The organism is Streptomyces sp. NPDC004609 (assembly GCF_042873655.1).
Classification (GTDB): Bacteria; Actinomycetota; Actinomycetes; order Streptomycetales; family Streptomycetaceae; genus Streptomyces.
The window spans coordinates 48,025-72,371 of record NZ_JBIALS010000002.1 but is presented as its reverse complement, the minus strand read 5'-3'; the positions used below and the strand labels follow the sequence as shown (position 1 = coordinate 72,371).

Sequence of the window (24,347 nt, the reverse complement as noted above, 5' to 3'; positions counted from 1 at the left end):
CGCGGTCTCCTGGCGGCAGCGTCAGCGCCCCGGGCGGTGTCCGCCGACACTCGCCGGGAGTGAACCGCCCACCGCCGACGGGCCCGTTGAGGGCCCGCCGTATGCGGTGGTGTCCGACGAGCCGGCCGCCCCGTCAGGTCAGGGGAGTGGCGGAGCAGTCGGGACGGACGGGACCGTGGGCACGGTCGGGGTGCCGGGCACGGCGGCGTCGACCGGCACGGCCGGGACCGCCGGGACCTGGGGCACCCCGAGACCCGAGACCGTGTTCAGCAGCGTGCCGACCAGCCCGGTCACGGTCGAGCCCACCGAGCCGATCAGCCCGGTGAGACCGGACGTCGCCGCCTCGACCAGTTCGGTGAGCGTCGTCCGGAGCGCGGCCAGCACGCCGTCCACGGCCGCGGTGTCCCCGGTCTTCGCGACATCGGCCTCCAGGGCGTCGAGCGCTGCCTCGGCCTCGGCCTGGTGACGGGCGGCCGTGGCGGGGGACAACTGCCCGTCGCCGGCGGCCAGTACCTCGTCGAGCAGCCCGGTCACGGCGGACGGGGCGCCCTCGGTTCCGCGCAGGGCCTCGATCTGAGCACTCAGCCGCGCGGCACCGGGAATCGAGGATTCCGCCCCGGTCGCCGTGGGGGTCGCCGCGGCGACGGGCGCGGGTGCGGGCGTGGAGAGCGCGGCCGTGGGACCGATCGCCGTGAGAACGAGACCGGCACACAGTGCCGACGGCACGAGTACGCGAGTCACCGGTGCAAGACGCATGCGGGTGTTCCTTCCGAGAGGGGTCGGTGCCCACCCACGGTGGGAATGTGGTCCACACGGCGCAACCGCTCGGGACTCCGCCACTCCGGTGGTCTGCTTCCGGTGGACACCCTCTGACCAGGCATTCTGTTCGCGTGAGTCACCGGCGGCCGGATGCGGCAACCGGGTGAGGGCGACACGCCGGAACGACGCCGGCCGGATCCGTACCCCTGTGGGGCGCATCCGTACTGATCAGGCGCGTCCGGCCTCGTGTTCCCGCCGCACCCCGCACCCGTAGCGGAACCTACTCGTCCGGATCGCTATCCATAAGGAACAGATAAGAGCAAAATGAAAGAGCGCGGCTCTGTACGCGCAGTGCGGTCAGACTTGCAGCGCACAGAAGGAGGCGAGTCGTATGGCCGACGTCTCACACAGGGGAGATCTGGCGGGTCATCCCGACATCACAGAAATGCGGGACCGCTACGCCCGTGTGCTCGGAGGGCGCGATGTCGCCCTGGTGGACGGCCCGGTGTTCCTGGTCGGCCTGGCATGCGCGGTGTCCCCGTGGATAGTCCACTTCTCGGGCAGCCAGCCCGCCCTCGCGGCACACAACCTGATCATGGGTGCCGCGATCGTTGTGCTCGCGCTCGGATTCACCGTCATGCCCCAGCGCATGTACGGCCTGAGCTGGGCCATGTGCGTCATGGGCGCGTGGATGATCATCGCGCCGTGGGTCGTGGGCAGCAGCCCGGACAAGGGAGTCATCTGGACCAATGCCGTCATCGGCGGCCTCACCTTCCTGCTGGGGCTGGCCTGCACGGTGGCGTCCATGAGAAGCGGCAGGAGCAGTCGCGCCTCCTGACCCGGGCGGTGCCCCGAAGGGCTGCCCGCGTCCGCGAAGGGACGCGCGGGAAGAACAGGGCCGGTCCACCGGACGGTGGACCGGCCCGCGCTGTTCGTCCCGCCGACCGCGCCGTAGGCCAGGTTGTCCCCGCCCCACGGCCCCGTCGGGGGGTGCGGGGACGCGTGGCCCGTACGGAACGCGGGTGCGGATCGGCCGTACGGATCGGCAGGCAGGGAACGGCGGACAGGGAGTCAGGGGGCCTCGACCACCGCCTTGATACGCCGGCCGAAGGCGTCCGCGTCCTTGCGGGCCGCGCTCAGGGCGAGGCCCGCGACGACCTTGCCGACCCCATGTCCCTCCAGAAGGTTGAAGATACGGAGCCTGGTGGTGCCGGGACCGGTGGACTCCAGGTCGTAGCCGCCCTCCTTGGCCGTGACGAGATTCTTCGAGACCTCCGCCCAGCGGATCCTGGTGGGTGTCACGAACTCGGTGATCCGGAACTCCCGGTGGGTCGTGAGTCCGGCGTCCTTGACCGTGCTGGCGTACACGGTGCCCACCCCGGTGGGGCCCTCCGTCTTCTTCGCCATCGCGATGACGCGTGGGCTGAACTTGGGATCGTTCTCGCCGTCGGCGAGGAAGGCGAAGACCTCCTCGACGGGGCGGTTGATCTCGACGGTCGCCTCGAACCGGCCGGCCATGACTCCTCCAGTGATCATTCGGTCGCCCGCCGCGGGAGCGGGCGGTGGTCCACACGGTGTGCAGGGCGTTGCCAGGTCGTACGGGTGGTACCTGGTCGTCCGTGACGGCTCCGGCGGTGCTGGGGCGGTACGGACCGTACGCCGAGCACGCCGGGCGCTCATGAGGAGTGTCCCAGGGGCGGCGCGGGCCGTCGCCGTGGCCGGAACGCCCCTCCGCCGCAGGGGTGAACGCTCACCCTCGCATGCCCGTACTACACGGCAGGCCGCCCGGCCGACAAGGAGGCCCTCCGGAATGACCGCCCGCCGCCGCACCGCAGCCGCCCTCGTCGGGGCCGTACCGCTGGTGCTCACCCTGCTCGCACCGCACGTCGCGTACGGGCACGGTGCGCCGACCGATCCCGTCAGCCGGGCAGCCGCGTGCGGACCCGAGGGAGCGGAGCGCGGTTCGGCGGCCTGCCGTGCCGCCGTGGCGGCCAACGGGGGAGTGCCCCTGGGCGCCTGGGACAATCTGAGAGTGGCCGACGTCGGGGGCCGGGACCGGGAGATCATCCCCGACGGACAACTGTGCAGCGCGGGCCTGCCCGCGTACAGGGGACTGGACACACCCCGCGCGGACTGGCCGTCGACTCCGCTGAAGGCCGGTGGCGAACTCGATCTCACCTACCGCTCCACGATCCCGCACCAGGGGTCGTTCAGCCTGTATCTCACCCGGGAGGGGTACGACCCGGCCGAGCCGCTGCGCTGGGCCGATCTGGCGCCCGAGCCCTTCGCGACCGTGACCGACCCCGTGCCGGAGGACGGTGCGTACCGCATCGCGGGCAGGCTCCCGGCCGGACTGACCGGCCGTCATGTGCTCTATACGATCTGGCGGAACACGGACACCCCGGACACGTACTACTCCTGCTCGGATCTCCTCCTGACCGCAGCCGACCCCGGATCCCCGGCCGATACCGATACCGGTGCGGCTTCCCAGGGCGTGTCCGAGGGCGCGGCGGCGGCCCCGCGGACGCCCGCGCCGCTGCCGCCCGACGGGCAGCGCGCCGGGCCCGGCGGCAGCGCCCGGGCCGTGGCGGACACGGACGGCGACAGCACCGCGCTGCTCGTCGGCGGCTCGGCCGCGGTCCTGCTCCTGCTGGCGTTCGGTACGTCCGTGGTGGTCCGTCGGCGCGGGCGATGACCGCGTGGCCCTCGTCGGGTCCACCCCGCGTCCCGGTGCCGCGCGGGACCGGCCGTGGTTCAGGAGTCGCTCAGCAGCCGGCTCCGGGGTGAGCGGTGTCGGGCGGAGGCGACGAGGGCGTGGATACGGGCCCCGGCCTGGTCGACGTCCTTGATCGGGGAGGGGAAGGGGAGCCGGGCGTCCTCGTGGGAACGCGCGTACTCAAGGCGCAGGGTGATGCCGTACCGGTCGATGGCGAGGGGGAGCGCGCGCCGCGCGCCCACGGTGAGCCGGGGCTTCACCAGGCGCAGCAGCAGGCCGACGATGTCACGGTGGTCGTCGACCATATGGGTGAGCATGCCCGCCTCACAGGTCGCCAGGGGATCGGTCTCGGCCTCCATCAGTTCGTCGAGCCCGACCGCCGTCCGCTCGCCGGCCCGTTCGAGGACGGCGCGGTCGAACTCCATACAGCGGCTGCCCCCGGGGCCGGAGTGCTCCGACGCGGGCAGCAGCCATCCCGCCAGCAGCACCCGGGCCCGTACCCGGTCGCGGACCGGAGTGGGGGCGATGTCGGTGAACTCCAGCGTGGCGCGCACGGGTCCGTCCGGTGAGGCGTCGGCGTCCGACGGGCGGGGCGCCGCCGGGTGCAGATGGATGTGCTCCGTGATGCCGGGGCCGTGCAGCCGGGAGATCTCGGTGCGTCCCTCGTCGGTGACGACGGTCATGGAATCGGCAGCCATGAGGATGGACCGGATCCGCTCCGCGGTCGTCGGCAGAGCGATGGGGGTGTTGAACAGACGCATCCAGGACTCCACACTCCGAGAAGGTTAGGTTTGCCTAACCTAAACCCGAAGGGGTGCCCCCGCCAAGCCCGCACATACGATCGCCGCCTCCCGCCCGTCCTTTCCGGCCCGCCCGTGTCCGAATGGCCGGATGCCCGCCCCCGGAACCCGCCGGGCGCGGACGGCCGCTCCGGCGGGGGAGCCGCGGGAGCCAGGGGCCGGGGGAGCCGGGGGAGCCGGGGGAGTTCTCCCGCTCCGGGACCGTACGCTCCCGGCCCGGCCGGCGCCGGGAGCCGGGCCCTACCCCTGTCCGGCGCCGACCCGCCGTACCACCTTCAGCAGATACTCCTTCCGGTCCAGCGGGTCGTGGTCCGTCCGGGGCCGGGAGGGAGCCCTCCCGGTGACCGGCCGGTGGCCCGCGAAGGAGGTCTCCAGCACCCCCTCGCCACGGCTCAGGGAGGGAAGCCGCTGCTGGAGCCGGTGCACCCGGGCCGCCGGGATCTCGCCCTCCAGTACGCAGGACGGCCCGTGCGGCACGGGTGCCTCCACCGTCGCGCCCAGTCGGCCCAGCGCGGGCAGCAGGGTGCCGAGGGTGTCGGCCGGGACATCGAGGTGGAAGCGGTGTACCGGCTCCATGACCCTGGTGCCCGCCCGCCGCAGCGCGTCCATCAGGACCAGGGGCGTGAGAGCGCGGAAGTCCCCGGCCGTGCTCGACATGCTCTTGTCGAAGGTGCCGTGGGCATGGCTCTGCCGCGGCCAGTAGCCGGAATGCGTCATGACGACCGCGCAGTCGACGACCTCCCAGCCCCGGAGCCCTTGCCGCAGGGTCTCCTTCACGGTCTCCTCGACCGCCGCGAAGAACGCGTACGGCATCGAACCCAGTTCGACCCCCAGCCGGAACTCCACTCCCGCACCGGCCGGCGCGGGCTCCACCCGCAGCCCGACCGTGGCGAGGAACGGATGGGGTTCCTTGTCGATGAACTCCACCGCCGCGCCGGTGCCGACGCCCTCTTCCCTGCAGATCGTCGTCTCCCGGAAGACGACGTCCACGCCGAAGTCGTCCGCCAGCGTGGCCTGGATGACCTCCTTCTGGACCTCCCCGTATACGCGGTCAGCAGCGTGTCGTCCTGTCCGGCCAGGAGATCCGTCAGCCGTTCGGTGAAGACGGGATCGGTCTGCTCGTACGGCACCGAGGAGGCGTCTCGGGTGCCCTGCTGGACCGCGCGGTCCAGAGGTACGACGGCCGGGGTCAGTTTCCCGGCGACGGCCCGCACTACACGGTCGGCGTCGGCTCCCTCGCGATCGATCTTGTTGACGAACAGGAGCGTGGGCAGGCGGAGCCGCCGCAGGGCCCGCATCAGCACCCGTGTCTGCGCCTGGACACCCTCCACGGCGGACAGCACCAGGACGGCGCCGTCGAGCACCCCGAGCACCCGCTCCACCTCGGCGATGAAGTCCGGGTGGCCGGGGGTGTCGATCAGATTGACCGTGATGTCCCCGACGGTGAAGGAGGCGACCGCCGATTTGATGGTGATCCCGCGCTGCCGCTCCAGTGCCAGGGAATCGGTCCGGGTGCTGCCGTCGTCGACACGTCCGATCGCGTCGACGACTCCGGCGGTGTACAGCAGCCGCTCGGTCAGACTCGTCTTACCGGCGTCGACATGCGCCAGAATTCCCAGATTCAACGTTCGCACGAACCCTCATGTCCTCCACGTGGATGGAAAAGTCCTTCTCGATGGACATGAGAGTTCCTCGCATCGCCGGCACTCCTCGGGTCGGTGGGATGAGCTGCCGTCGCAGAGTCCAACAGCGGGCCGTCCGTGAAGGCAACCGAATTACTCGGGGGACGTCGGGATCCGCCCGGGTCCGCTCCGATTCGCGGGACCCGCTCCGATCCGCCCGACCGGCCCGCTGCCGAGCCCGGCAGTAGGCCGGTTCCGCCGATTCGGAACCGGTGAAACCCGCAGGCACACGTGATGCGGGCCCGTGCCGCCGGTCCCGTCCGCGGTCCGACGGCGTCGCCCGTCCGGGGAAGGCGTGTACGCAGCAAGCGGTCCTCGACCCGGACCGCCGCCGAGGCGGTGCGGCGCTCATCCCCGCGGCCTCAGGGCGCCGACCGGCCCGCCTTCCGTGACCGCGTGCCGCACCCACCCGCCTCTCCCCGCCGCCCGGGCCGTGCCGCTTGCCGGGGCGTGCACACGGCTGTGCAGCCAACCGGGTCAGAGCGTCGGCGCAGGCCCGGTCACGGCGTCAGCGGACGGACGGTGACCGGCATGCCCGGTACCTGGTGGCCCCCGCTGGCGAGCATCCGCACCTCGCCGCGGTCGCTGATCTCCGCGCGTACGATGCCGGTGTCGTCCTCGTAGATGGGGGAGCCGCCCGCGCCCGCCCGGTCCGTGCGCCGGACGACCACCACGTCGTCCTCCACGGCCGCCGCCTGGAACACCAGCTCATAGCTCTCTGCGTACGTCATGGGGCCTCCTGACGGGCCTGCCCCCTGTCCATCCTTACTCGGATGTGTACCGAGCGCACGCAGTGCGGCCTCACCCCGGGGGGAGAGCCGGTAGCCGGCCTCCAGGCTCTCGGTCAGGCCCAGCTCCTTCAGTTTGCGGACGTCCGCCTTGAACAGGGGCCGCTCGCGCCCGGCACGCGGTGCCAGAGCGGCGGAGCCGGTGCCGGGGTTCTCGGCGATCAGCGTCAGGACCTTCAGGGTCCAGGCACCGTGACGGGAGGCCGCGTCGAGCCGGCCGAGCCGCCGCCGCAGCTCGTCGGCATCCTGCGGGCCGAGCGTGTCGTCGGCCCGCAGCCCGACCCGCGGATCGTCGCCGGCGCGGCGCAGCTCGATCCGGTAGACGGTCCCCTCGCGCTCCGCCAGGACCGCCCGGAGCGTGTCGGCGGAGGCGAAGCCGGCCCGGCGGGCGTCCCGCGCGGAGATGCGGGCGGCGTCGGCGGGCTCGACCGACACCGCCTCCAGCACTCCGATCGCGGTACGCATCCGGGATCCGGCCCTCACCCGGGGGGCCCGCCAGGTCCGGTAGGCGAGATCGACCTCTCCCCGTGCGATCGCGTCCAGCACGGCCTGCTTGAAGAGCACGGCGACCTCCGTCCCGGGGCGTCGGCCGGGCTCAGCCCGCCGCCACCTCCTCGTCCACCAACGCGACGACCTCCATCATGGCGTCGAAGTCCATGGTGAGCCGGTTCTTCGTCACCGCGCAGGCGATGCCCGTGGCGGTGTCCCCGTAGGCGTAGCTGCCGCCCGCGCCGGCCATGCCGAAGACGCCGGCGCGCTTCTCCTCGGCCCCGGGCAGGCCCAGGGAGAATCCGAGTCCCCAGGTGGCGTCGTTCCCGAAGACCTGGTCGGGGCCCCCGAAGGAGACGGCGGTGGCCTCCCGCAGCCGCTCGGGGGAGATCAGCTGTGTCCCGGGCAGCCCGCCCAGCAGCGCCGCGTACATCCGTGCGATGGCGCGGGCCGAGGTCTTGGCGCCGGCCGGGATGTCCGCGGCGAGGACGTCGGTGCGATTGCCGAGGGAGGCCGTCGGGAACAGCGACATCGGACCGGCCTTGAACATGGGCAGGTCCTGGGGCATCTGCGCCATCATATCGGCCGCGCCCTCCTGGTCCTCCAGCACGGCCAGCCGGCCGTGCTCGGCGACCGGCATCCCGAAGTACAGCTCGTCGGCGACCCCCAGCGGCCCGGTGACCTCTTCGGCGAGGACCTGGGAGATGCGCTTGCCGGTGGCCCGGCGGGCGATCTCACCGAGGATGTATCCGAAGGTGTAGGCGTGATAGCCCATGGCCGTGCCCGGCTTCCACCACAGCTCGGAGTCGGCGATCGTGGCGCAGATCCACGTCCAGTCGCAGATGTCGTCGACCGTGGTGTCGAGCGGCAGCCCCGGCACTCCTGCGGTGTGGTTCAGCACCTGCCGTACGGTCACGGCCTCCTTGCCGCGCGCGGCGAACTCGGGCCATAGTTCGGCGACGGGCGTGTCGTATCCGAAGAGGCCGCGCTCGACGAGGACATGGACGACCGTCGCGGTCGCGGCCTTGCCGATCGAGTAGTTGTAGAACACGGTCCCAGGAGTCACCGGCCGCCCGGTCGCGGGGTCGGCCACCCCGGCCACCGCGTCGACGAGCAACTCGCCGTGCCGGTAGACCGCGACCTGGAGGCCGCGCTCCGCACCCGACTCCACCCGCCGGTCGAGGGCCGCCTGAACCTGCTTCTGAATGTCGCCCACCGCTGTCTCCTCGTTCATGTGCGCCGGTGTGTGTCCCGGTGTATCCCACGACAGTCGGACCGGTCACCTGGCCCGAACTCATCGGCCGGGCGCCGGCGGGTTCAGGTTCAGGACCAGTGTCCCGGACACACCGACAAGGTCCGCGCCCCCGCCCGCTCGACGGTGCAGGACACCTCGACGGGCAGGATCCACGTCGGGCACGCGTGGTGGATCCGGAAGACCATGGTGCGCCCGACCACGTCGCCGGGCACCCGGAGCCTCTCCCCGCACCGCTCGTCCGCGATCCGCCGGCACACGGTGATCACGTCGTCGGCCGCCCTGCCGGGGTACGGCGGCAGGGAGGACGGTCGCGGGCACGGTGCCGTCCGGAGCGGTGCCCGGGGACGAGCCGGTGACCTCGTCCACGCTCGGCGCGGGCAGTTGACCGTCCATCACCTTTCCCCTCCGAGCCGTGGAGTCACCCGCTGCGACCACGGGCGTGTCCGCCGGGCCCGTGGTCCCGCGCGGCCGGGCGTACCTCCCGGCCGGGGAGCCGGTCCTCACCAGGACTCCGATCCGATGCCCCGCCTGGCGGAGGCCGCCGCCTCGCCCTCCCCGGCGCGCAGCCGCAGCGCCAGCAGCGGGAAGGCGAGCACGGACACCATGGCCGCGCCCACGAGTGCCGCCGCCTCCCCGGTGGAGATGAACTTCCCGTCCAGCCCGATGGTGGTGATCGCGACGACCAGCGGCAGACAGGTGGAGGCGTACAGCGTGAGGGCCCTGCGGTCCGTGCCGTGGAGATCGCGCGGTGCCAGGGCGTACACCGGAAGGCCGCGTACGACGAGGAAGAGGACCAGGAACAGAGGCAGCAGGGCCAGTGCCCGGCCGCCGCCGAGCAGTGCGTCCAGATCGAACTGGATACCCGTGACGACGAAAAAGACGGGTACCAGGAAGCCGAACCCCATCGCCTCGATCCGCCCGAGGATCTGGGCGCTGCTCTCGGGGGCGGCGCCGTTGAGCACGAGCCGGGTGAGCAGCCCGGCGGCGAACGCGCCGAGCAGGGTGTCGAGGCCGAAGACGGCCGACAGCGCCAGCATCGACACCAGCAGCAGCATCACGAACCGTACGGCGAACTGGCCGCTGCTGTGCAGGGTCTTCGCGATCACACGGGAGAACCACGGCGGGTGGGGCCGCAGCGCCCAGAAGACCGCCGCCGCCGTGACGGCCATGAACGCGATCAGCAGCGCCAGCGACTCACCGGGTGCCCGGCCGCTCAGCAGCAGCGCCATCGCGATGATCGGGCCGAACTCGCCCACCGCGCCGAAGGCCAGCACCACGGTCCCGAAACGCCCGCGCAGATCGCCGCTGTCCCGCAGGATGGGCAGCACGGTACCCAGCGCGGTGCTGATCAGCGCGGTGCCGATGACCAGACTCCGGCTCAGCTCCGCTTCCGTGAGCGCCAGCGCGATCCCCAGGCCGAGCCCGAGGGAGATCAGCCAGGCCCAGACCGCGCGGCGCAGGGTGTCGCCGCGGATGGTGTCGAACTCGATCTCGTACCCGGCGAGGAAGATGAGCATCGCGAGACCCAGATGGGACAGCGTGTCGATGGCGGCGTCCTGCCGGGCCCAGCCGAGGACGTCGGGTCCGATGACGATGCCGAGCAGAATCTCGAAGATCACCAGGGGGATCCGGATCCAGTGGCCGAATCCGTAGGCGAGCAGAGGGGCGAGTACAGCGGCGGCCATGATCAGGATGAGCGTTCCCGAATGCGTGATCATGAAGTGTATTTATCAGGAATTGTCCAAATGGGGGAAGGCGGTCCGGGCCGCCGTCGGCGGTCTCCTACCGCTCGGGTCCCTCAAGTCGCCGCAGGCGCTCGCTGTCGCACGTCCGGGGGCATGTCGCACACGCCTCGGCAGGCCGGATGGTGTAGAAGAGGCAGCACCCCATGCGGGTCCGCGTGGGATACGACCGCCCCTCGCGTCCCGTGAGCCGCCGGAAGCCGGCGCCGCCGAGGAAGGGCGCGACCGGCCCCGGCAGCAGCTCGCCGGCCTCGGCGACCGCGCGCTCCTCCTCGCCGAGCATCCGTCCGACGTACCAGATCGCGGAGACCAGATCGTCGCCGACCATGCCCCACAGGGCGCGCGGTCCCCGGCGCAGCCGGGGGCCCATCGCCGCCAGCAGCGGCCGCACATGGGCGGCGACGGCGGCCCGCAGTTCGGCGCGCAGGGCCTCCTCGTCCGCGACGACCCGTACCCCGGGCAGTCCCGCGGCCGGGTCCTCGGGGAGGCAGGTGAAGCCGCCCGGGACGACGGCGAGCGCGTCGGTCGTCCGGCTGACCCGCACATCCGCGGGGCCGAGCGCCGGCACCCTGCGGTCCAGGTACCAGGGGCCGGCGATCAGCAGACAGGCCGCCCAGAGATATCCGTGGAGCGCGCGGGAGGCGACGACATCGGGCCGTGCGGTGTGGTCGTAGCGCTCCCGGATGCGTCCCCGTTCGGCCTCCAGGTAGGCGTCGAGCAGCCCCGGGTGGTACGCCAGCTCCGCGCCGTCGATCCAGCCCTGCCCGGCAGGTGTCCGTGGCCGCGCCACCTCGATGCGCGGGGTCGTGCCGCAGTGCGCGGCGAGCCGGTGGTGGGTGGAGGCCAGCAGGGTGGAGCAGCTGAGGGCAGCTCCGGCCGGCGCCGGCGCCGGGGCCAGGGACAACACGTACTCCTCGCGGAACGGAACAATCAAGAGGAAGGTAAGGCTCACCTTAACCACATCGAGCGACTGTTCGCGAACTGACGGCGCGGCGCGCCTCATTGGCATGTTTAGGGATGCCTAACCTAAGCTCCGGGGTGATGATCCGAAACAAACGGGCCGCCCCCACCAGGCAGTTCATTTCCGGCCCGAGTTCCGGGCCGGTTCGGCCACCCGGCCTTTGTTTCTGCTTGTCCCATGCCCGGTAAATGTGCGCGCGGAAGTATTTCACCCATGCAGACCACGCAGACCACGCAGAACATGCAGAACGTGCAGTTGTATGTCCTCGCCCTCAATCCCACCGACTCGGTGACCGAGGGATTCCTGCCCGCCGCACAACGGCTCGGCCTGCGGACGACACTCCTCACCGATCAGCCCGGGGCGCATCGCGACCGCCATCCCGACCTGGAGATCCTGGAGTGCGATGTGCGCGACCACCACGCGGTGATCACCCGGATCTCCACCCACCGGCCGCCCGGCGCTGTGTTCAGCAACAGCGACCACCTCCAGGCCCAGACCGCGCTCGCCGCCGCCTACTTCGGCCTGCCCGCCAAGGACTGGCGGGCCGCGCTCCGCACCAAGGACAAGGCCGAGATGCGCCGTCACCTCGCCGCCCACGGCACCGGTGACGACGCCGTCCGCTCGGTGGAGCTGGCCCCCGGGCTGGAGCCTTCGGCGCTGGCCGCCCTCGACATCCCCTTTCCCTGTGTGCTCAAACCCCGCGAGGGGGTCGCCAGCGAGGACGTCGTACGGGCCGGAGGGCCCGCGGAGCTGATACGGCACTACGAGCGCATCCGGGCCCGCCGTCCCGCGGCGGCGCTGGTCGCCGAGGAGTATCTGCCGGGCGAACTGCACACCCTGGAGACACTCGGGGACGGCCGGCGCCTCCATGTCCTCGGCGGCTTCCGCACCGAGCTGTCACCCCTGCCGTACTTCATCGAGGAGCGGCTGTCGTACGTGCCCGCCCTTCCCGGGCCGGTCGTGGCCCAGGTCCTGGACCGGCTCGCCGCACTCGGCGTCGGCTTCGGCGCCTGCCACACCGAGTTCGTCCTGCACGAGGGCCGCGCGCGCATCGTCGAGGTCAACTACCGGGCCATCGGCGACCAGTGCGACCTGCTGCTCGCCGAACTGCTCGGCATCCCCCTGTTCGAGCACATCCTCCGCACCCACCTCGGCGAGCCGCTCCCGGCGGACCTGGGGGCACGCAGGGACGGCGCGGCGCGGCTCGACTACCCCTGCGCCGACCGCGCGGGCACCCTGACCGCCGCCCCCGGACCCGCCGATCTGACCTCCGGAGGCGTCCGGCTGACCTACCGTCCGGTGCGCCCGGTCGGCGAGCGGCACGAGCTGTACCACACCAACCGCGACTTCCTCGGTGTCGTCCGGGCCACCGGACGGGACCGGGAGTCCGTGGACCGGGCCGTGAACGGCTTTCTCGCCGGGCAGAGCTGGGAGATCACACCATGACGGCCGCATCCGCAGCACACACAGGATCCGCAGCACACGCCGCGTCCGCAGCACACGCAGAATCCACAGCGCGGGCGGAACCGACAGCACACACCGAACCTCCGGAGCCCGCGGAATCCGCCGAACCCCCTCTCCTGCTCGACGTGCTCAGCACCCTGCTCCGCGAGGACACCGTCGGTCTGCGTACCCGCAGCACCCCCCTGGACCTGCCCGACGGCACCTGGCTCCGCCGGGCCACCCGGGGCGGGGACGCCCTGCTGCTCCCGGTCCGCACCGCCGAGCCCGGCTTCCAGTGCGAGACGGAGGCCCGGCTGCCTCTGCTGCGCAGGGAGTCCGACGGCACCGAACTGACCACCTGCGACGCCGTCCTGACGGCACTCGCCGATCTCACCGACCACCCGGGGGACCGTGACGGCTTCGACGCCTTCGCCGCCGAGTGCCGGCGGACGCTGGCGGCCCGGCGCCTGCACAGCACGACCTGCGAGGAGATCACCGGGCGCCTCACCACCCGGTACGGGCGGCGCCCGGCCGACTGGACCGGTCCCGCGGCCGGCCTCGCCTTCGACACGCTCGCCGCCCGGCTCGACCACCCCGTCTACCCCACCGGGCGCGGGCGGCCCGGATTCACGGACGCCGATCTGCGGGCGTACGCACCGGAGTTCCACCCCCGCTTCCGCCTCCGCTGGCTCGCCCTCCCCAGGGACGCCGTCACCATGTCCGGCACCGGGCCCGCCGGCCCGCCGTCACCGGCCGCCGGACCGCCGGCGATCGCGGACCCGGGGCCGGGCCGGGCGCTCGGCGCAGGACCGGAGGCGCCCTCGGCCCTGGGCCTGCCCGCGGAACTCGACGCGAGCCACCTCCTCCTGCCCGTCCACCCGCTCACCGCGGCCGGCCCACTGCGCCGGGCCCTGGACGCAGCCGGGCTCACCGGCCGCGCGCTGCTCGCCGACCGGCCGTATCTGGAGGTCGTACCGACCCTGTCCACGCGGACCGTGGCCCTCGCCGGCGACCCCGGCGTCCATCTCAAACTGCCCCTGGCCACCGCCACCCTGGGCAGACTCAACCGCCGCACCATCAAACCCGGCAGTCTCACCGACGGCGCGGCCGGACAGCGGCTCGTCGAGGCCGTGATCGCCCGGGAACCCCGCTTCCGGGGCACCGTCCTGCACACCGACGAGACCCGGTTCGCCCACGCCGGACACGAACTCCTCGCGGCACTGGTGCGCCGCTGCCCCCCGGGACTCGACGACACCGCCGTCGTCCCCATGGCGGCCCTGCTCAGCCCTGCGCCGGGCGGCGGGCTCATCGCCGACGCGCTCGCCGACCGCCACTTCGGCGGCGATCCGCTCGCGCTCCTCGACGCCGTGCTGACCCTGCTGTTCGACTGGGGCACCACGCTCCTGCGGTACGGCGTGGCCCTGGAGTCCCACCAGCAGAACATCTCGCTGCTCCTGGACGAGCGGCACGGCCTGCGGCTGCTCCTCAAGGACAACGACGGTCCGCGCGTCCACGCCGCGCGGTTCCGCGACGCCCTCGGAACCGACCCGCCCGCGTTCGCGGACCGGCGGATCGTCACCGGCGACGACGGCCCGGTCCTGGACCTGTTCACCACCATCACCGTCCACCTCTGCGCGGGGGCGTACGCCTTCGGGCTCGCCCGGCACGGGCGCGCACCGTTGGACCGGCTGCTCACCCTGGTGCGCGACCGGCTCGGCGAGGCCGCCGAACGCCTCGGCACCGGCCCAGGAGAGCCCGGCGCCCTCCTGCGCACCCATGTCCTGGACGCGGCCCGGCTGCCCGTCAAGGCCATGGTCACGGCGGGCACCCTGCTCGCCAAGGAGAGATCAGGCGCATTGGACATCAACAAGCACTACACCACCGGTCCCAACTATCTGCTCCGGGGGAGTGACCCGCGATGACGAGCACCACCCCCGACCGCCCCACCCCCGCGGCGGGCCCGCCGCGGGGGCTGCCCTCCGCCGACGACGCCGTGGCGCACACCCTCCTCAACTGCCTTCTGCGAGAGGTGTCGGGACCCGAGCACCAGACCGCCGTCATCGACGGGCGTCTCCTGCTGCGGCTGCCGCGCCGCGGGGTGCTGCTCAGGGTCGCCCTGCGCCGTACCTCGCTGCTGGGCGCGCACCGGTTCACCGGACCGGTCACCGAACAGTCCGGTGACGGCTGGGCCGACGTCGGGTGGCGGCGGCTCGCCGAGTACGCCCACGCCGAACTGTCCCTGCGCACCGGCGCGCACAACGACGAGTTCCTGGCCCAGATCGACGCCAGCCACCAGGGCGTGTCCGCGGCCCTCACGGCACTGCTGCACCGCCCGTGGCCGGCGGACCGGACGCATCCGGCACCGGCCCCGCTCGACACCTACCTCGCGTCCGAGCAGTCCCTCGCGCTCGGCCACCGCTTCCACCCCACCCCGAAGGCGCACAGCGGCGACCCCGCCGCCTGGTCCTCGTACGCCCCCGAGGCCGGGGTCTCCTTCCCGCTCCGGCTGCTCGCCGTGCGCGAGGACCTCGTGGCCCAGGAGTGCGCCGAACCGGGAGCCGCCGAACCGCTGGACCGGCTGGCGGCCGTCCCCGACGGCTACCGGCTGCTGCCCGCGCACCCCTGGCAGTACAGCAGGCTGCTCCCCGCCCTGCTCCCCGCCCTGGGGCGCGGTGACGTCCTGGACCTCGGCCCCGGGCAGCGGCACTTCACCCCCACCGCCTCCGTGCGGACCCTCTACGACGGCGAGACCTTCCTCAAGTTCAGCCTCGACGTGCGCATCACCAACTGCGTGCGCAAGAACGCCTTCTACGAACTCTCCGGCGCCGTCGCCCTCACCCGGCTGCTCGCCCCCGCCCTCGCCGAACTGGCCGTCCGCTTCCCGGGCACCGGAATGCTCCGCGAGCCCGCCTACCGCGGCATCGCGGTCCCCGGCCCCGACGGCCGCCCCGACACCCGGCTGCTGGAGGGCTTCGGAGTGATCGTCCGCGAAGGGCTGGGGAGGCTGCTGCGCCCCGGGGTCACCCCGCTGCTCGCCGCGGCCGTCGCCGACGAGTACCCCACCGGCCCCGGGCACGTCTCCCGGCTGGCCGGACCCGACCCCTCCGCCGCCCTGCGGTGGTGGCGGCGGTACCTCGACCTCCTCGTCCCGCCCGTCCTTGCCGCCTACTTCGACCACGGACTCGTCCTCGAACCCCATCTGCAGAACGTCGTCCTCGGCGTCGGACCCGACGGCGGCCCCGAGCAGATCCTCTTCCGCGACCTGGAGGGCACCAAGCTGCTGCCCGAACACCACGCCACGGCCCTGGCCGCGCTGCCCCCCGAGGTGGCCGGGCCGATGACGTACGACGCCCGGCGCGGCTGGGACCGGGTCGTGTACTGCCTCCTCGTCAACCACATCGCCGAGATGCTCGCCGCGCTCGCCGATCTGCACCCGGGGACCGAGCCCGCACTCTGGTCGCAGGTGCGCCGCACCCTGGAGCGGTACGCCGGCGAACACGGCTGCCCGCCCCGGCTGAGCGCCCTGCTCGCGGGTGTCCCCCTGCCCGCCAAGGCCAATCTGCTCACCCGCTGGGAGCGTTCGGCCGACCGCGACGCCGGCTACGTCCGGCTGCCGTCCCCGCTCGCCGAGGACGTGATCCGCCAAGCCACCCGCGCCGACGCCGACCGGAGCCCGCGATGAACCCGACCGCCCGACCCCTGCCCGCCGTCCCGAATCGAGTCCCGGCGCCCCCTGCCCGCGCGGCGGGCCCGGTCGACGCCCCCGCCGGGGTGCGTGATCTCGCCCTCTCCCTTCCCTCCGGCCGGCTGCCCGCCTATCTCTACGACCTGGACGCCCTGCGCGAGCACACGGCGGCCGTCCGGGCGGCCCTTCCCGGGCGGGTCGAGCTGTACTACGCGGCCAAGGCCAACCCGGACGCGGAGATCCTGGCCGCGCTCTCCCCGTACGTCGACGGCTACGAGGTCTCGTCGGGCGGCGAACTCGCCCACACGGCCGAGGCCGTTCCCGGCCGCCCGCTGGCCTTCGGCGGCCCCGGCAAGACACCCGCGGAGATCGAGGCCGCGCTGCGGCTCGGGGTGGACCGCTTCCACGTGGAGAGCGCGTACGAACTGCGCATGCTCGCCCACCTCGCCGCGGGAGCCCCCGTGGCCGTCCTGCTGCGCTTCAACATCCCGGTGCCCCCGGGCGTGCTGGAGTCGAGCGCCCTGGCGATGGGCGGGCGACCCGCGCCCTTCGGCATGGACCCGTCGGAGGCGGACGCCCTGGTGCGCCTGCTCACCGACGGCACCTTCCCGGGGCTGCGGTGGCGGGGTGTGCACGCCCATCTCGCCAGCGGACTCACGGCCGGAGCCCAGCTCGCCGTCGCCGGGACCGTCGTCGAGTGGTCGGCGGCGCTCGCGGCCCGCCACGGAGCACCCCTGCACGAGGTCGACGTCGGCGGCGGAATGACGGTCGACTACACCCGTCCGGACGAACGGTTCGACTGGGCTGCCTACGGCCGGGGCCTCGCCCGCCTGGCGGACGCCCACCCGGGGACCGTGCTGCGCATCGAACCGGGACGGGCGCTCACCGCGTACTGCGGCTGGTACGCCACCGAGGTGCTGGATGTGAAGCGCAGCCACGGCGAGACCTTCGCGGTCGTACGCGGCGGCACCCACCATCTGCGCACCCCCGCCACCAAGGGGCACGACCAGCCGTGCGCCGTGCTGCCCGTCGACCGCTGGCCGCACGCGTGGCCCCGGTCGGCCGCGCCGGACGGCGGAGCGGTCACCCTGGTCGGCCAGCTGTGCACACCCAAGGACGTGCTCGCGCGCGCGGTCCGCGCGCCGGGTCTGCGGGCGGGCGACCGGGTGGTGTTCGCGCTGACGGGGGCGTACGCGTGGAACATCTCCCACCACGAGTTCCTGATGCACCCGAAGCCGGGGTTCCATTACCTCGGCGCGTCCCCGGGCGCTGACGCGACCCGGCCGTAGGGTTCCCGAGCAGGCGAGTGGGGGCGGGGAAGGAGGCAGAGCCGTGACGCTCAGACCCGGAGCCGCCCTCACGACCGCCATGGTGGCGCTCACCGCCACCACCGGAATGATCGAGGCGGTCAGCTATCTCGTACTCGGTCCCGTCTTCACCGCGGTGCAGACCGGCAATCTGCTGCTCCTCGGCTTCGCCATCGCCGGGGAGGGCGGACTGTCACCGGCCGCGTCGGCGGCCTCGCTCGGAGGCTTCGCGGCGGGCGCGGTGCTCGGCGCCCGCTTCCAGTCCAGCGTGGATCTGCGCGGACACCGCTGGTTCACGGTGGCCCTGCTCGCCGAAGCCCTGCTGCTGGGCGGCGCCGGGATCCTCGCGCGGGGCATGGAGCGCGCGGGCGGGCATCCGGCCGGCGCCCACTACGCGGTCATCGTGACGGTCGCCGCGGCCATGGGGATGCGGAACGTCACCACCCTGCGCGCCCGGGTGCCCGATCTGACCACCACCGTCGCCACCCGGGCGCTGACCTCCCTGCTCGCGCCCCTCGCGCTGGACACGAGGATCCCGTCGGACACCCGCACCCAGATCCGCCGGGGTGCCGCCGTGGGCGCGATGTTCGCGGGCGGTCTGCTCGGCGCGTGGATGCTGCGCGAGGCCCTGTCACCGGCCGTGGTCCTGCTCACGGTGGCCGGATGCGTCCTGGTCACGGCTGTCGGCCACGGCGTCGCCCGGGGGCGTACCGATAAACGCATGCACGGGCGGGAGACGAGGGACTAGCGTCACCGCCATGAAAGAAGAGCCGGAAGGAATGAACGAGTCCGGTGTACGGCACGCTCTGGAGGCATGGGGTATCGAGGCCGGCTCCCTGGCCTTCGCACCCCTCGGCCTGGGCGACTACCACTGGACGGCCGACGGCCCGCGCGGAGAGCGCTGGTTCGTCACGGTGTCCGACCTGGAGAACAAGGACCACTGCGGCACGGACGCGGACGCCGCCTGGCAGGGCCTGTACCGGGCCATGGACACGGCGTCCTGGCTCGCGGAGCGCGGCGGGCTCGACTTCGTCGTGGCACCCCTGCGCGCCGCGCACGGCGAGACGGCCCGGCGGCTGGACGACCGGTACGCGATCAGCGTCTTCCCTCATGTGGAGGGGACCCCGGGGCACTTCGGCGAGGAGCTCACCGCGTCACGGCGCGCGATGACGGTGGAGACACTGGCCGCGCTCCACAGCGCGAAGTCGCCGGACCCGGCCCCCCTGGCCCCGCTGGACCTGTCGGCCCGCAACCGGCTGGAGGAGACCCTGAGGGAGGTGGCGGAGCCGTGGAGCGGCGGGCCCTTCGCCGAACCCGCCAGGGCCCTGCTGGCCGGCGCCGGGACGCGTTTCCGTCTGCGGCTCGACGAGTTCGACCGGCGGATCGCGGAGGCGCGGGGAAGCGGCGGGGAACTCGTCGTGACGCACGGCGAGCCGCATCCGGGCAATCTTCTGTGGCGGGACGGCGGACCGGTGCTGGTGGACTGGGACACCGTGGGGCTCTCCGTGCCCGAGCGCGATCTCTGGCAGGTCGTCAGTGAGCCGGAGGAGCTGAGCCGTTACGAGGACCTCACCGGCCGGACACCCGACAAGTCCGCGCTCGCGTTCTACCGGCTGCGCCGGGACCTTGAGGACGTGACCGCCGACCTCGGTCTGTTCCGTGGCCCCCACACCAGGACGTCCGACACCGAGCAGGCGTGGCAGGGATTCCGGAGCACGCTGGAGCGGCTCACCGACCTATGACGGCCGAGGTCGCTGTCCTATGAAATTACGGACCGTGGGCACCCGGTCACGGCAATTGCGCCGACCGCTCGCGGACCGGATGCCCTCGCGCGCGGAGGGTGGGCGCGGCCCGGAAAGCGGCGCGCCCGGATATCGGACCCTTGTGTTCGGGAAAGGCGCTCACAGTCACCTCACAGGCAATTCCTCTACGCTGGTGACGTCCTGCGGGAAGAAGGTTTCCCGTCACGGCCGCCATGCCTCCGACCCCGGCTTCCGTCCCATCATGCCGCGCGCTGCAGAGACTTACCGAAAAGAAACACTCCATCACGCAGAGTTCGTCATGAAGGCGGTGTCTGTGTGGCCATTCATTGCTGTCGTGCCCAAAGGGCCAGGTGGGGCAGATGGTGACGGAGGTCACTTCCTCTTCGAGTGCACGGAATTGCTCGCGGAAGCGTCTCTATAGGTGTCAGGAAAGCGTCAACGGCCCGTGGTGGCAGTCGTGTTCACGACTGGTGTATGCGGCTGTGCGGGTCGGGCGTCCGACTGGCGCGCCGTTTTCCGCAATATGACGGTATGTGATGAACTGGCTACATCACCGACACGTATTGCTCCTTACGCGGCCACACAGTGGCCCGAGAACAGTCCCGTGCGGGGCAGGGAGAAAAGCATGAAACCGTTCGCGTGGAACTACGCACGTCCGGCCGAGCTGTCACCAGTGATCGACCAGTACTCGTACGACTCCACCCTCCAGCTGAACGTCCTCCCGGACGGGCGCCCCGCCATCATGGACAGGGCGTTGCTGGCGGCGGTCGGAACCACCACCTCGACAGCCGGTTCCGCGACCCACTTCGACGACTGACCTCCCGCTCAGATGACGGTGCTGATCCTGACCTGCGAGCAGGATGTGACCGCGGACATGGTGGTGGCGCAGCTCCACAAGCGGGGCGTCCCGCTCGTCCGGTTCGATCCCGGTGATCTCCCCGGGGAGGGCGCTCTCTCCGCCGAGTATGTGCGGGGGGAGTTCCGCGGCTATCTGTCCACGGGCGGGCGAGTGGTCAGCATGGACGGCCTGCGTTCCATCTGGGTGCGCAGGCCCAGCGAGCCGGCGGCGCACGCCGCCGAACCGTCCCCGTGGCTGTCCGCCGAGAGCGGCCAGGCGCTGTACGGGATGCTGGACTGCACGACGGCCCGCTGGATGAACGACACCGGTGCGGCTGCCAGGGCACGGCTCAAGCCGTGGCAGCTGCGCATCGCCCACCGCAGCGGATTCCCGGTGCCCGCGACCGTGATCACCACCTACCCGAAGGTCGCCCGGCAGTTCGCCGACCAGTACCGGCACGTGGTGGTGAAGGCCGTCTCGGGAAAGCCACCGAGCGATCCGCCGATGGCCCTTCCCACCACACTCGTGCCGCAGGACGCGGACTTCACCAATGTGGCCGCCGGTCCGACCCTGTTGCAGCGGTACATAGCCAAGCGGGCGGACATCCGGCTGACCAGCGTCGGGGACGAGGTCTTCGCCGCGCGCAAGATCGCCGAGCCCGGGCAGGTGGACGGACGGTACGGCGAGACGGGGCATCCCTGGGAGCCCGTGGAGGTGCCCCCCACGGTCGAGCGGGCGGTGGCCCTGTACAAGAGGCTGGCCAAACTCGCCTACGGAGCCTTCGACTTCGCGGAGGACGGCGAGGGGACCTGGTGGTTCCTGGAGTGCAACCAGGGCGGCCAGTTCGGGTTCATCGAGCTGGAGACGGAGCAGCCGATCGCCGACGCGGTCGCCGAGTGGCTGAGCTTCCCGGCCGAGTGATCGCCCGGCCACGGCCGGGCGCGGACCGACGGACCGGGACCCCGTGCGCCCCGGCCCCTCCGCCGGTGAGCGCCGGGCCGAATTCCGCACCAGCCGAACGCCCGCCGCCGTTGCCGCGGAGGTGACGGTCCGTGTGGTACCGGCGGACATGTGCAGAGTGTCCGGGGCGCGAGTTTCGCGAAGTGTCCTTCACCGCAGCCGGGTTGGCCCTACTGTGGGCCACTTGCCGGGCCCGGAAATGGGGGGTGCCCGGCCTGAACATGAAGGATGCTCATGCTCCGCACCCGCTCCACCGCCGCGGCCTTCGTCGCGGCGACCCTCGGCGGACTCGTCCTGATACCGGCGCCGTCCCAGGCCGCCGCGGGATCGGTCCACCTGCACAAGGTGTACTACGACAGCCCCGGCACGGACAGGCGCTCCAACGCCAGTCTCAACGCCGAGTACGTGCAGATCCGCAACACCACCTCACAGGCGGTCAGCCTCAAGGGCTGGACACTGACCGACGCGTCCAACCACAAGTACGTCTTCGGCACCTACACCCTCGGCAAGGGCAAGACGGTGACCGTCCGTACCGGCAAGGGCACCAACACCGCGACGAACCGCTACCAGGGCCGGGCGGCGTACGTCTGGAACAACGACAAGGACACGGCCACGCTGAAGAAGGCGAGCGGGGCCAAGGCCGACACCTGCACGTACAACTCGACCAGGGTCGACTACAAGATGTGCTGACCGCGGGCAGGCGGTCGGCGCCCACCCCCTCCCGGGGGTGGGCGCCTTCGTGCCGCCGGGGCCTTGTCCGGGCCCGGACCACAGGAGTCCGGGCGGCCCGGGGCCCGGCTCAGCAACAGCGGGAGAGCGGCTCCTCCTCCAGCCGCCGGCTGCGCATCCGCTGGAACTCCCGTCTCGTCGGCGGCGGAAGGTCCGGGTGGCTTCTGCGGTGGTGCTCGCAGTGCCGGTCGTACGCCGTCTCACCGGTGACCTCGCGCAGATACCAGCGCACGGTGCCGAGCCCCCGGAGCACGGCCTCCAGCGCGGCGGCGGCCCGGCCGTTCACTCGCGTGCTCCGGCGAGCTCACCGGGCACATCGAGGCGCGAGGCGACATACGGTGTCTCGGTCGTGGACGGCGGAGTGGGGGAGCGCAGGGTGCGGACGCACACCACGGCGGCGTTGACGAGGACCGTGGCGACGAGCAGGACGAACAGCGCGATGAGCACCCCGTCGACCGTGGAGTTGAGGACGATGGTGTCCATGTCGTCCATGCTCTTCGCGGGCGGCAGGACCTTCCCGGCGTCGATGGCGTCGGCGAACCGGTCGCGCTGGGCGAAGAAGCCGACCCTCGGGTCGGGAGAGAAGATCTTCTGCCAGCTCGCCGTGAAGGTCACGGCGACCGTGAAGGCGAGCGGCACACCCGTCACCCACGCCCAGCGCAGCCGGCCCGACTTGATCAGCAGCGTCGTCGCCACCGTGAGCGCGACCGCCGCGAGCAGCTGGTTGGCGATGCCGAACAGCGGGAACAGCTGGTTGATGCCGCCGAGCGGGTCGGTGGCGCCCGCGTAGAGGAAGTAGCCCCAGCCCGCTACGACCAGGGCGCTGGCCAGCCAGATGCCCGGCTTCCAGTTGACGCGGCCGATCGGCTTCCAGACGTTGCCGAGCATGTCCTGGAGCATGAACCGGCCGACCCGGGTACCGGCGTCCACGGTCGTCAGGATGAACAGGGCCTCGAACATGATCGCGAAGTGGTACCAGAACGCCTTCATCCCCCCGCCGCCGATGACATCGGAGAAGATCTGCGACATCCCGACCGCGAGCGTCGGCGCGCCACCCGTTTTGGCGACGAGGGAGCTCTCCTCGACGGCCTTCGCCGCACTCGCCAACTCCTGGGGGGAGATGGTGAATCCGAGCCCCGCCACCGCCTGGGACGCGGACTCCACGGTGGATCCGAGCAGCCCGGCGGGCGCGTTCATCGCGTAGTACAGACCGGGGTCCAGCACGGCCGCGGCGATCAGCGCCATCACGGCGACGAACGACTCCATGAGCATCGCGCCGTAGCCGATCGTCCGGACCTGCGACTCCTTGGCGATGAGCTTGGGCGTGGTGCCGGAGGAGACCAGGGCGTGGAACCCGGAGAGCGCGCCGCAGGCGATGGTGATGAACAGGAACGGGAACAGCGACCCGGCGAAGACCGGCCCCTGGCCCGAGGTCGCGAACGTGCTGACCGCGTCGGCCCGGAGCACGGGCGCGGCGAAGACCACCCCGATCGCGAGCAGGGCGATCGTGCCGATCTTCATGAAGGTGGAGAGGTAGTCACGGGGCGCCAGGAGCATCCACACCGGCAGGACCGACGCGAGGAATCCGTAGCCGACGAGACAGAACACCAGCGTGGTCGGGCTCAGGGTGAAGGTGTCGGCGAGGGAGGAGTCCTGGATCCAGCCGCCGCCGACGATCGCGAGCAGCAGCAGCGCGACACCGATCACACTGGTCTCCAGCACCCGGCCGGGCCGCAGGATGTGCAGATAGAAGCCCATGAACAGCGCGATCGGGATCGTCATGGCGACGGAGAAGGTGCCCCAGGGCGAGTGGGCGAGGGCGTTGACGACGACCAGCGCCAGCACCGCCAGCAGAATGATCATGATGGCGAAGACGGCGATCAGCGCCGCCGCGCCGCCCACCTTCCCGATCTCCTCCCGGGCCATCTGCCCGAGGCTCTTGCCGTCCCGGCGCATGGACAGGAACAGCACGACCATGTCCTGCACGGCTCCGGCGAAGATCACCCCGAAGACGATCCAGATCGTGCCGGGCAGAAAACCCATCTGCACGGCGAGCACGGGACCCACGAGCGGTCCGGCCCCGGCGATGGCGGCGAAGTGATGGCCGAGCAGCACCCGGCGGTCGGTCGGCTGGTAGTCGACGCCGTCCTCCAGCCGTTCGGCGGGAGTCGCCCGGGTGTCGTCGGGCTTCAGGACCCGGTTCACGATGAAGCGGGAGTAGAAGCGGTAGGCGATGGCGTACGTCCCGAGGGCGGCGGCGACCAGCCAGACGGCCGAGATCTCCTCACCGCGGGCGAGCGCAAGCACCCCCCAGCAGATCGCGCCGACGACGGCGACGGTCGTCCACAGGAGGACCGATTTCGGTTGGGCCCGGAAAGCGGGCACGGAGGGCCGGGACATGCTGGCTCCTTACACAGGCGAGGTACGGGG

At 72.1% G+C, this 24,347-nt stretch carries 20 protein-coding genes and 1 pseudogene; 11 read left to right on the top strand and 10 right to left on the bottom strand.

All coding sequences use genetic code 11. From position 1 onward, the window contains the following. Positions 1–138: 138 nt before the first annotated feature. Positions 139–756, bottom strand: a complete 618-nt coding sequence (locus ACFYT4_RS02180; RefSeq protein WP_389264373.1) for a hypothetical protein — start codon at positions 754–756, stop codon at positions 139–141. 394 nt (positions 757–1,150) lie between these two features. Here ACFYT4_RS02180 and ACFYT4_RS02175 point away from each other — a divergent pair, with 394 nt between their 5' ends. Then, positions 1,151–1,597: an SPW repeat protein gene (locus ACFYT4_RS02175; protein WP_389264372.1), complete on the top strand. Its 447-nt coding sequence runs from the start codon at positions 1,151–1,153 to the stop codon at positions 1,595–1,597. Between the two features lie 233 nt (positions 1,598–1,830). Here ACFYT4_RS02175 and ACFYT4_RS02170 read toward each other — a convergent pair whose 3' ends face one another. Beyond that, positions 1,831–2,277 (bottom strand): SRPBCC family protein, encoded by a 447-nt coding sequence (locus tag ACFYT4_RS02170; RefSeq protein ID WP_389264370.1) that lies wholly within the window; start codon positions 2,275–2,277, stop codon positions 1,831–1,833. Between the two features lie 292 nt (positions 2,278–2,569). Here ACFYT4_RS02170 and ACFYT4_RS02165 point away from each other — a divergent pair, with 292 nt between their 5' ends. Beyond that, positions 2,570–3,454: a lytic polysaccharide monooxygenase gene (locus ACFYT4_RS02165; protein WP_389264368.1), complete on the top strand. Its 885-nt coding sequence runs from the start codon at positions 2,570–2,572 to the stop codon at positions 3,452–3,454. 59 nt (positions 3,455–3,513) lie between these two features. On the opposite strand, the gene ACFYT4_RS02160 is transcribed toward ACFYT4_RS02165, so the two are convergent. From ACFYT4_RS02160 to ACFYT4_RS02135, 6 genes and pseudogenes are all read right to left on the bottom strand, one after another. After that, positions 3,514–4,236 (bottom strand): DUF2470 domain-containing protein, encoded by a 723-nt coding sequence (locus ACFYT4_RS02160; RefSeq protein WP_389264366.1) that lies wholly within the window; start codon positions 4,234–4,236, stop codon positions 3,514–3,516. A 279-nt stretch (positions 4,237–4,515) separates the two neighbouring features. Further along, positions 4,516–5,855, bottom strand: a pseudogene (locus ACFYT4_RS02155) (GTP-binding protein). Positions 5,856–6,457: 602 nt separating this feature from the next. After that, positions 6,458–6,688 carry a DUF6296 family protein gene (locus ACFYT4_RS02150; RefSeq protein WP_389264767.1) on the bottom strand — a complete coding sequence of 77 codons (231 nt, stop codon included), beginning with the start codon at positions 6,686–6,688 and terminating at the stop codon, positions 6,458–6,460. A gap of 652 nt (positions 6,689–7,340) precedes the next feature. Continuing rightward, positions 7,341–8,468, bottom strand: coding sequence for a serine hydrolase domain-containing protein (locus ACFYT4_RS02145; protein ID WP_389264364.1), 1,128 nt, complete (start codon positions 8,466–8,468; stop codon positions 7,341–7,343). Between the two features lie 521 nt (positions 8,469–8,989). After that, on the bottom strand, positions 8,990–10,204 hold the full coding sequence (locus tag ACFYT4_RS02140) for a cation:proton antiporter (RefSeq protein ID WP_389264765.1): 1,215 nt from the start codon (positions 10,202–10,204) through the stop codon (positions 8,990–8,992). A 67-nt stretch (positions 10,205–10,271) separates the two neighbouring features. Next, the gene (locus ACFYT4_RS02135) at positions 10,272–11,135 is read right to left on the bottom strand and encodes a (2Fe-2S)-binding protein (RefSeq protein ID WP_389264763.1); all 864 of its coding nucleotides are present in this window, start codon (positions 11,133–11,135) and stop codon (positions 10,272–10,274) included. Between the two features lie 306 nt (positions 11,136–11,441). Here ACFYT4_RS02135 and ACFYT4_RS02130 point away from each other — a divergent pair, with 306 nt between their 5' ends. From ACFYT4_RS02130 to ACFYT4_RS02090, 9 genes are all read left to right on the top strand, one after another. Then, entirely contained in the window at positions 11,442–12,638 is a 1,197-nt protein-coding gene (locus ACFYT4_RS02130) for an acetyl-CoA carboxylase biotin carboxylase subunit family protein (protein ID WP_389264761.1), read from the top strand. Then, positions 12,635–14,557: an IucA/IucC family protein gene (locus ACFYT4_RS02125; RefSeq protein ID WP_389264362.1), complete on the top strand. Its 1,923-nt coding sequence runs from the start codon at positions 12,635–12,637 to the stop codon at positions 14,555–14,557. Before ACFYT4_RS02130 ends, ACFYT4_RS02125 begins: the two co-directional genes overlap by 4 nt. Next, on the top strand, positions 14,554–16,317 hold the full coding sequence (locus tag ACFYT4_RS02120) for an IucA/IucC family protein (protein ID WP_389264360.1): 1,764 nt from the start codon (positions 14,554–14,556) through the stop codon (positions 16,315–16,317). The genes ACFYT4_RS02125 and ACFYT4_RS02120 overlap by 4 nt, the downstream gene beginning before the upstream one ends. Continuing rightward, entirely contained in the window at positions 16,314–17,609 is a 1,296-nt protein-coding gene (locus tag ACFYT4_RS02115; protein WP_389264358.1) for a type III PLP-dependent enzyme, read from the top strand. Before ACFYT4_RS02120 ends, ACFYT4_RS02115 begins: the two co-directional genes overlap by 4 nt. Before the next feature lie 43 nt (positions 17,610–17,652). After that, positions 17,653–18,375: a YoaK family protein gene (locus ACFYT4_RS02110; protein ID WP_389264357.1), complete on the top strand. Its 723-nt coding sequence runs from the start codon at positions 17,653–17,655 to the stop codon at positions 18,373–18,375. 10 nt (positions 18,376–18,385) lie between these two features. Next, positions 18,386–19,369, top strand: a complete 984-nt coding sequence (locus ACFYT4_RS02105; protein ID WP_389264355.1) for a phosphotransferase — start codon at positions 18,386–18,388, stop codon at positions 19,367–19,369. Positions 19,370–20,015: 646 nt separating this feature from the next. Further along, positions 20,016–20,207, top strand: coding sequence for a putative ATP-grasp-modified RiPP (gene tgmA, locus ACFYT4_RS02100; protein ID WP_389264353.1), 192 nt, complete (start codon positions 20,016–20,018; stop codon positions 20,205–20,207). A 12-nt stretch (positions 20,208–20,219) separates the two neighbouring features. Further along, positions 20,220–21,149 carry an ATP-grasp ribosomal peptide maturase gene (gene tgmB, locus ACFYT4_RS02095; RefSeq protein WP_389264352.1) on the top strand — a complete coding sequence of 310 codons (930 nt, stop codon included), beginning with the start codon at positions 20,220–20,222 and terminating at the stop codon, positions 21,147–21,149. A 273-nt stretch (positions 21,150–21,422) separates the two neighbouring features. Continuing rightward, entirely contained in the window at positions 21,423–21,878 is a 456-nt protein-coding gene (locus ACFYT4_RS02090) for a lamin tail domain-containing protein (RefSeq protein ID WP_389264350.1), read from the top strand. A 109-nt stretch (positions 21,879–21,987) separates the two neighbouring features. Here the strand turns inward: ACFYT4_RS02090 and ACFYT4_RS02085 are convergent, their stop codons facing one another. Beyond that, positions 21,988–22,203 carry a YbdD/YjiX family protein gene (locus ACFYT4_RS02085; RefSeq protein WP_389264349.1) on the bottom strand — a complete coding sequence of 72 codons (216 nt, stop codon included), beginning with the start codon at positions 22,201–22,203 and terminating at the stop codon, positions 21,988–21,990. Continuing rightward, the gene (locus tag ACFYT4_RS02080; RefSeq protein ID WP_389264347.1) at positions 22,200–24,317 is read right to left on the bottom strand and encodes a carbon starvation CstA family protein; all 2,118 of its coding nucleotides are present in this window, start codon (positions 24,315–24,317) and stop codon (positions 22,200–22,202) included. The genes ACFYT4_RS02085 and ACFYT4_RS02080 overlap by 4 nt, the downstream gene beginning before the upstream one ends. Positions 24,318–24,347: the final 30 nt, after the last annotated feature.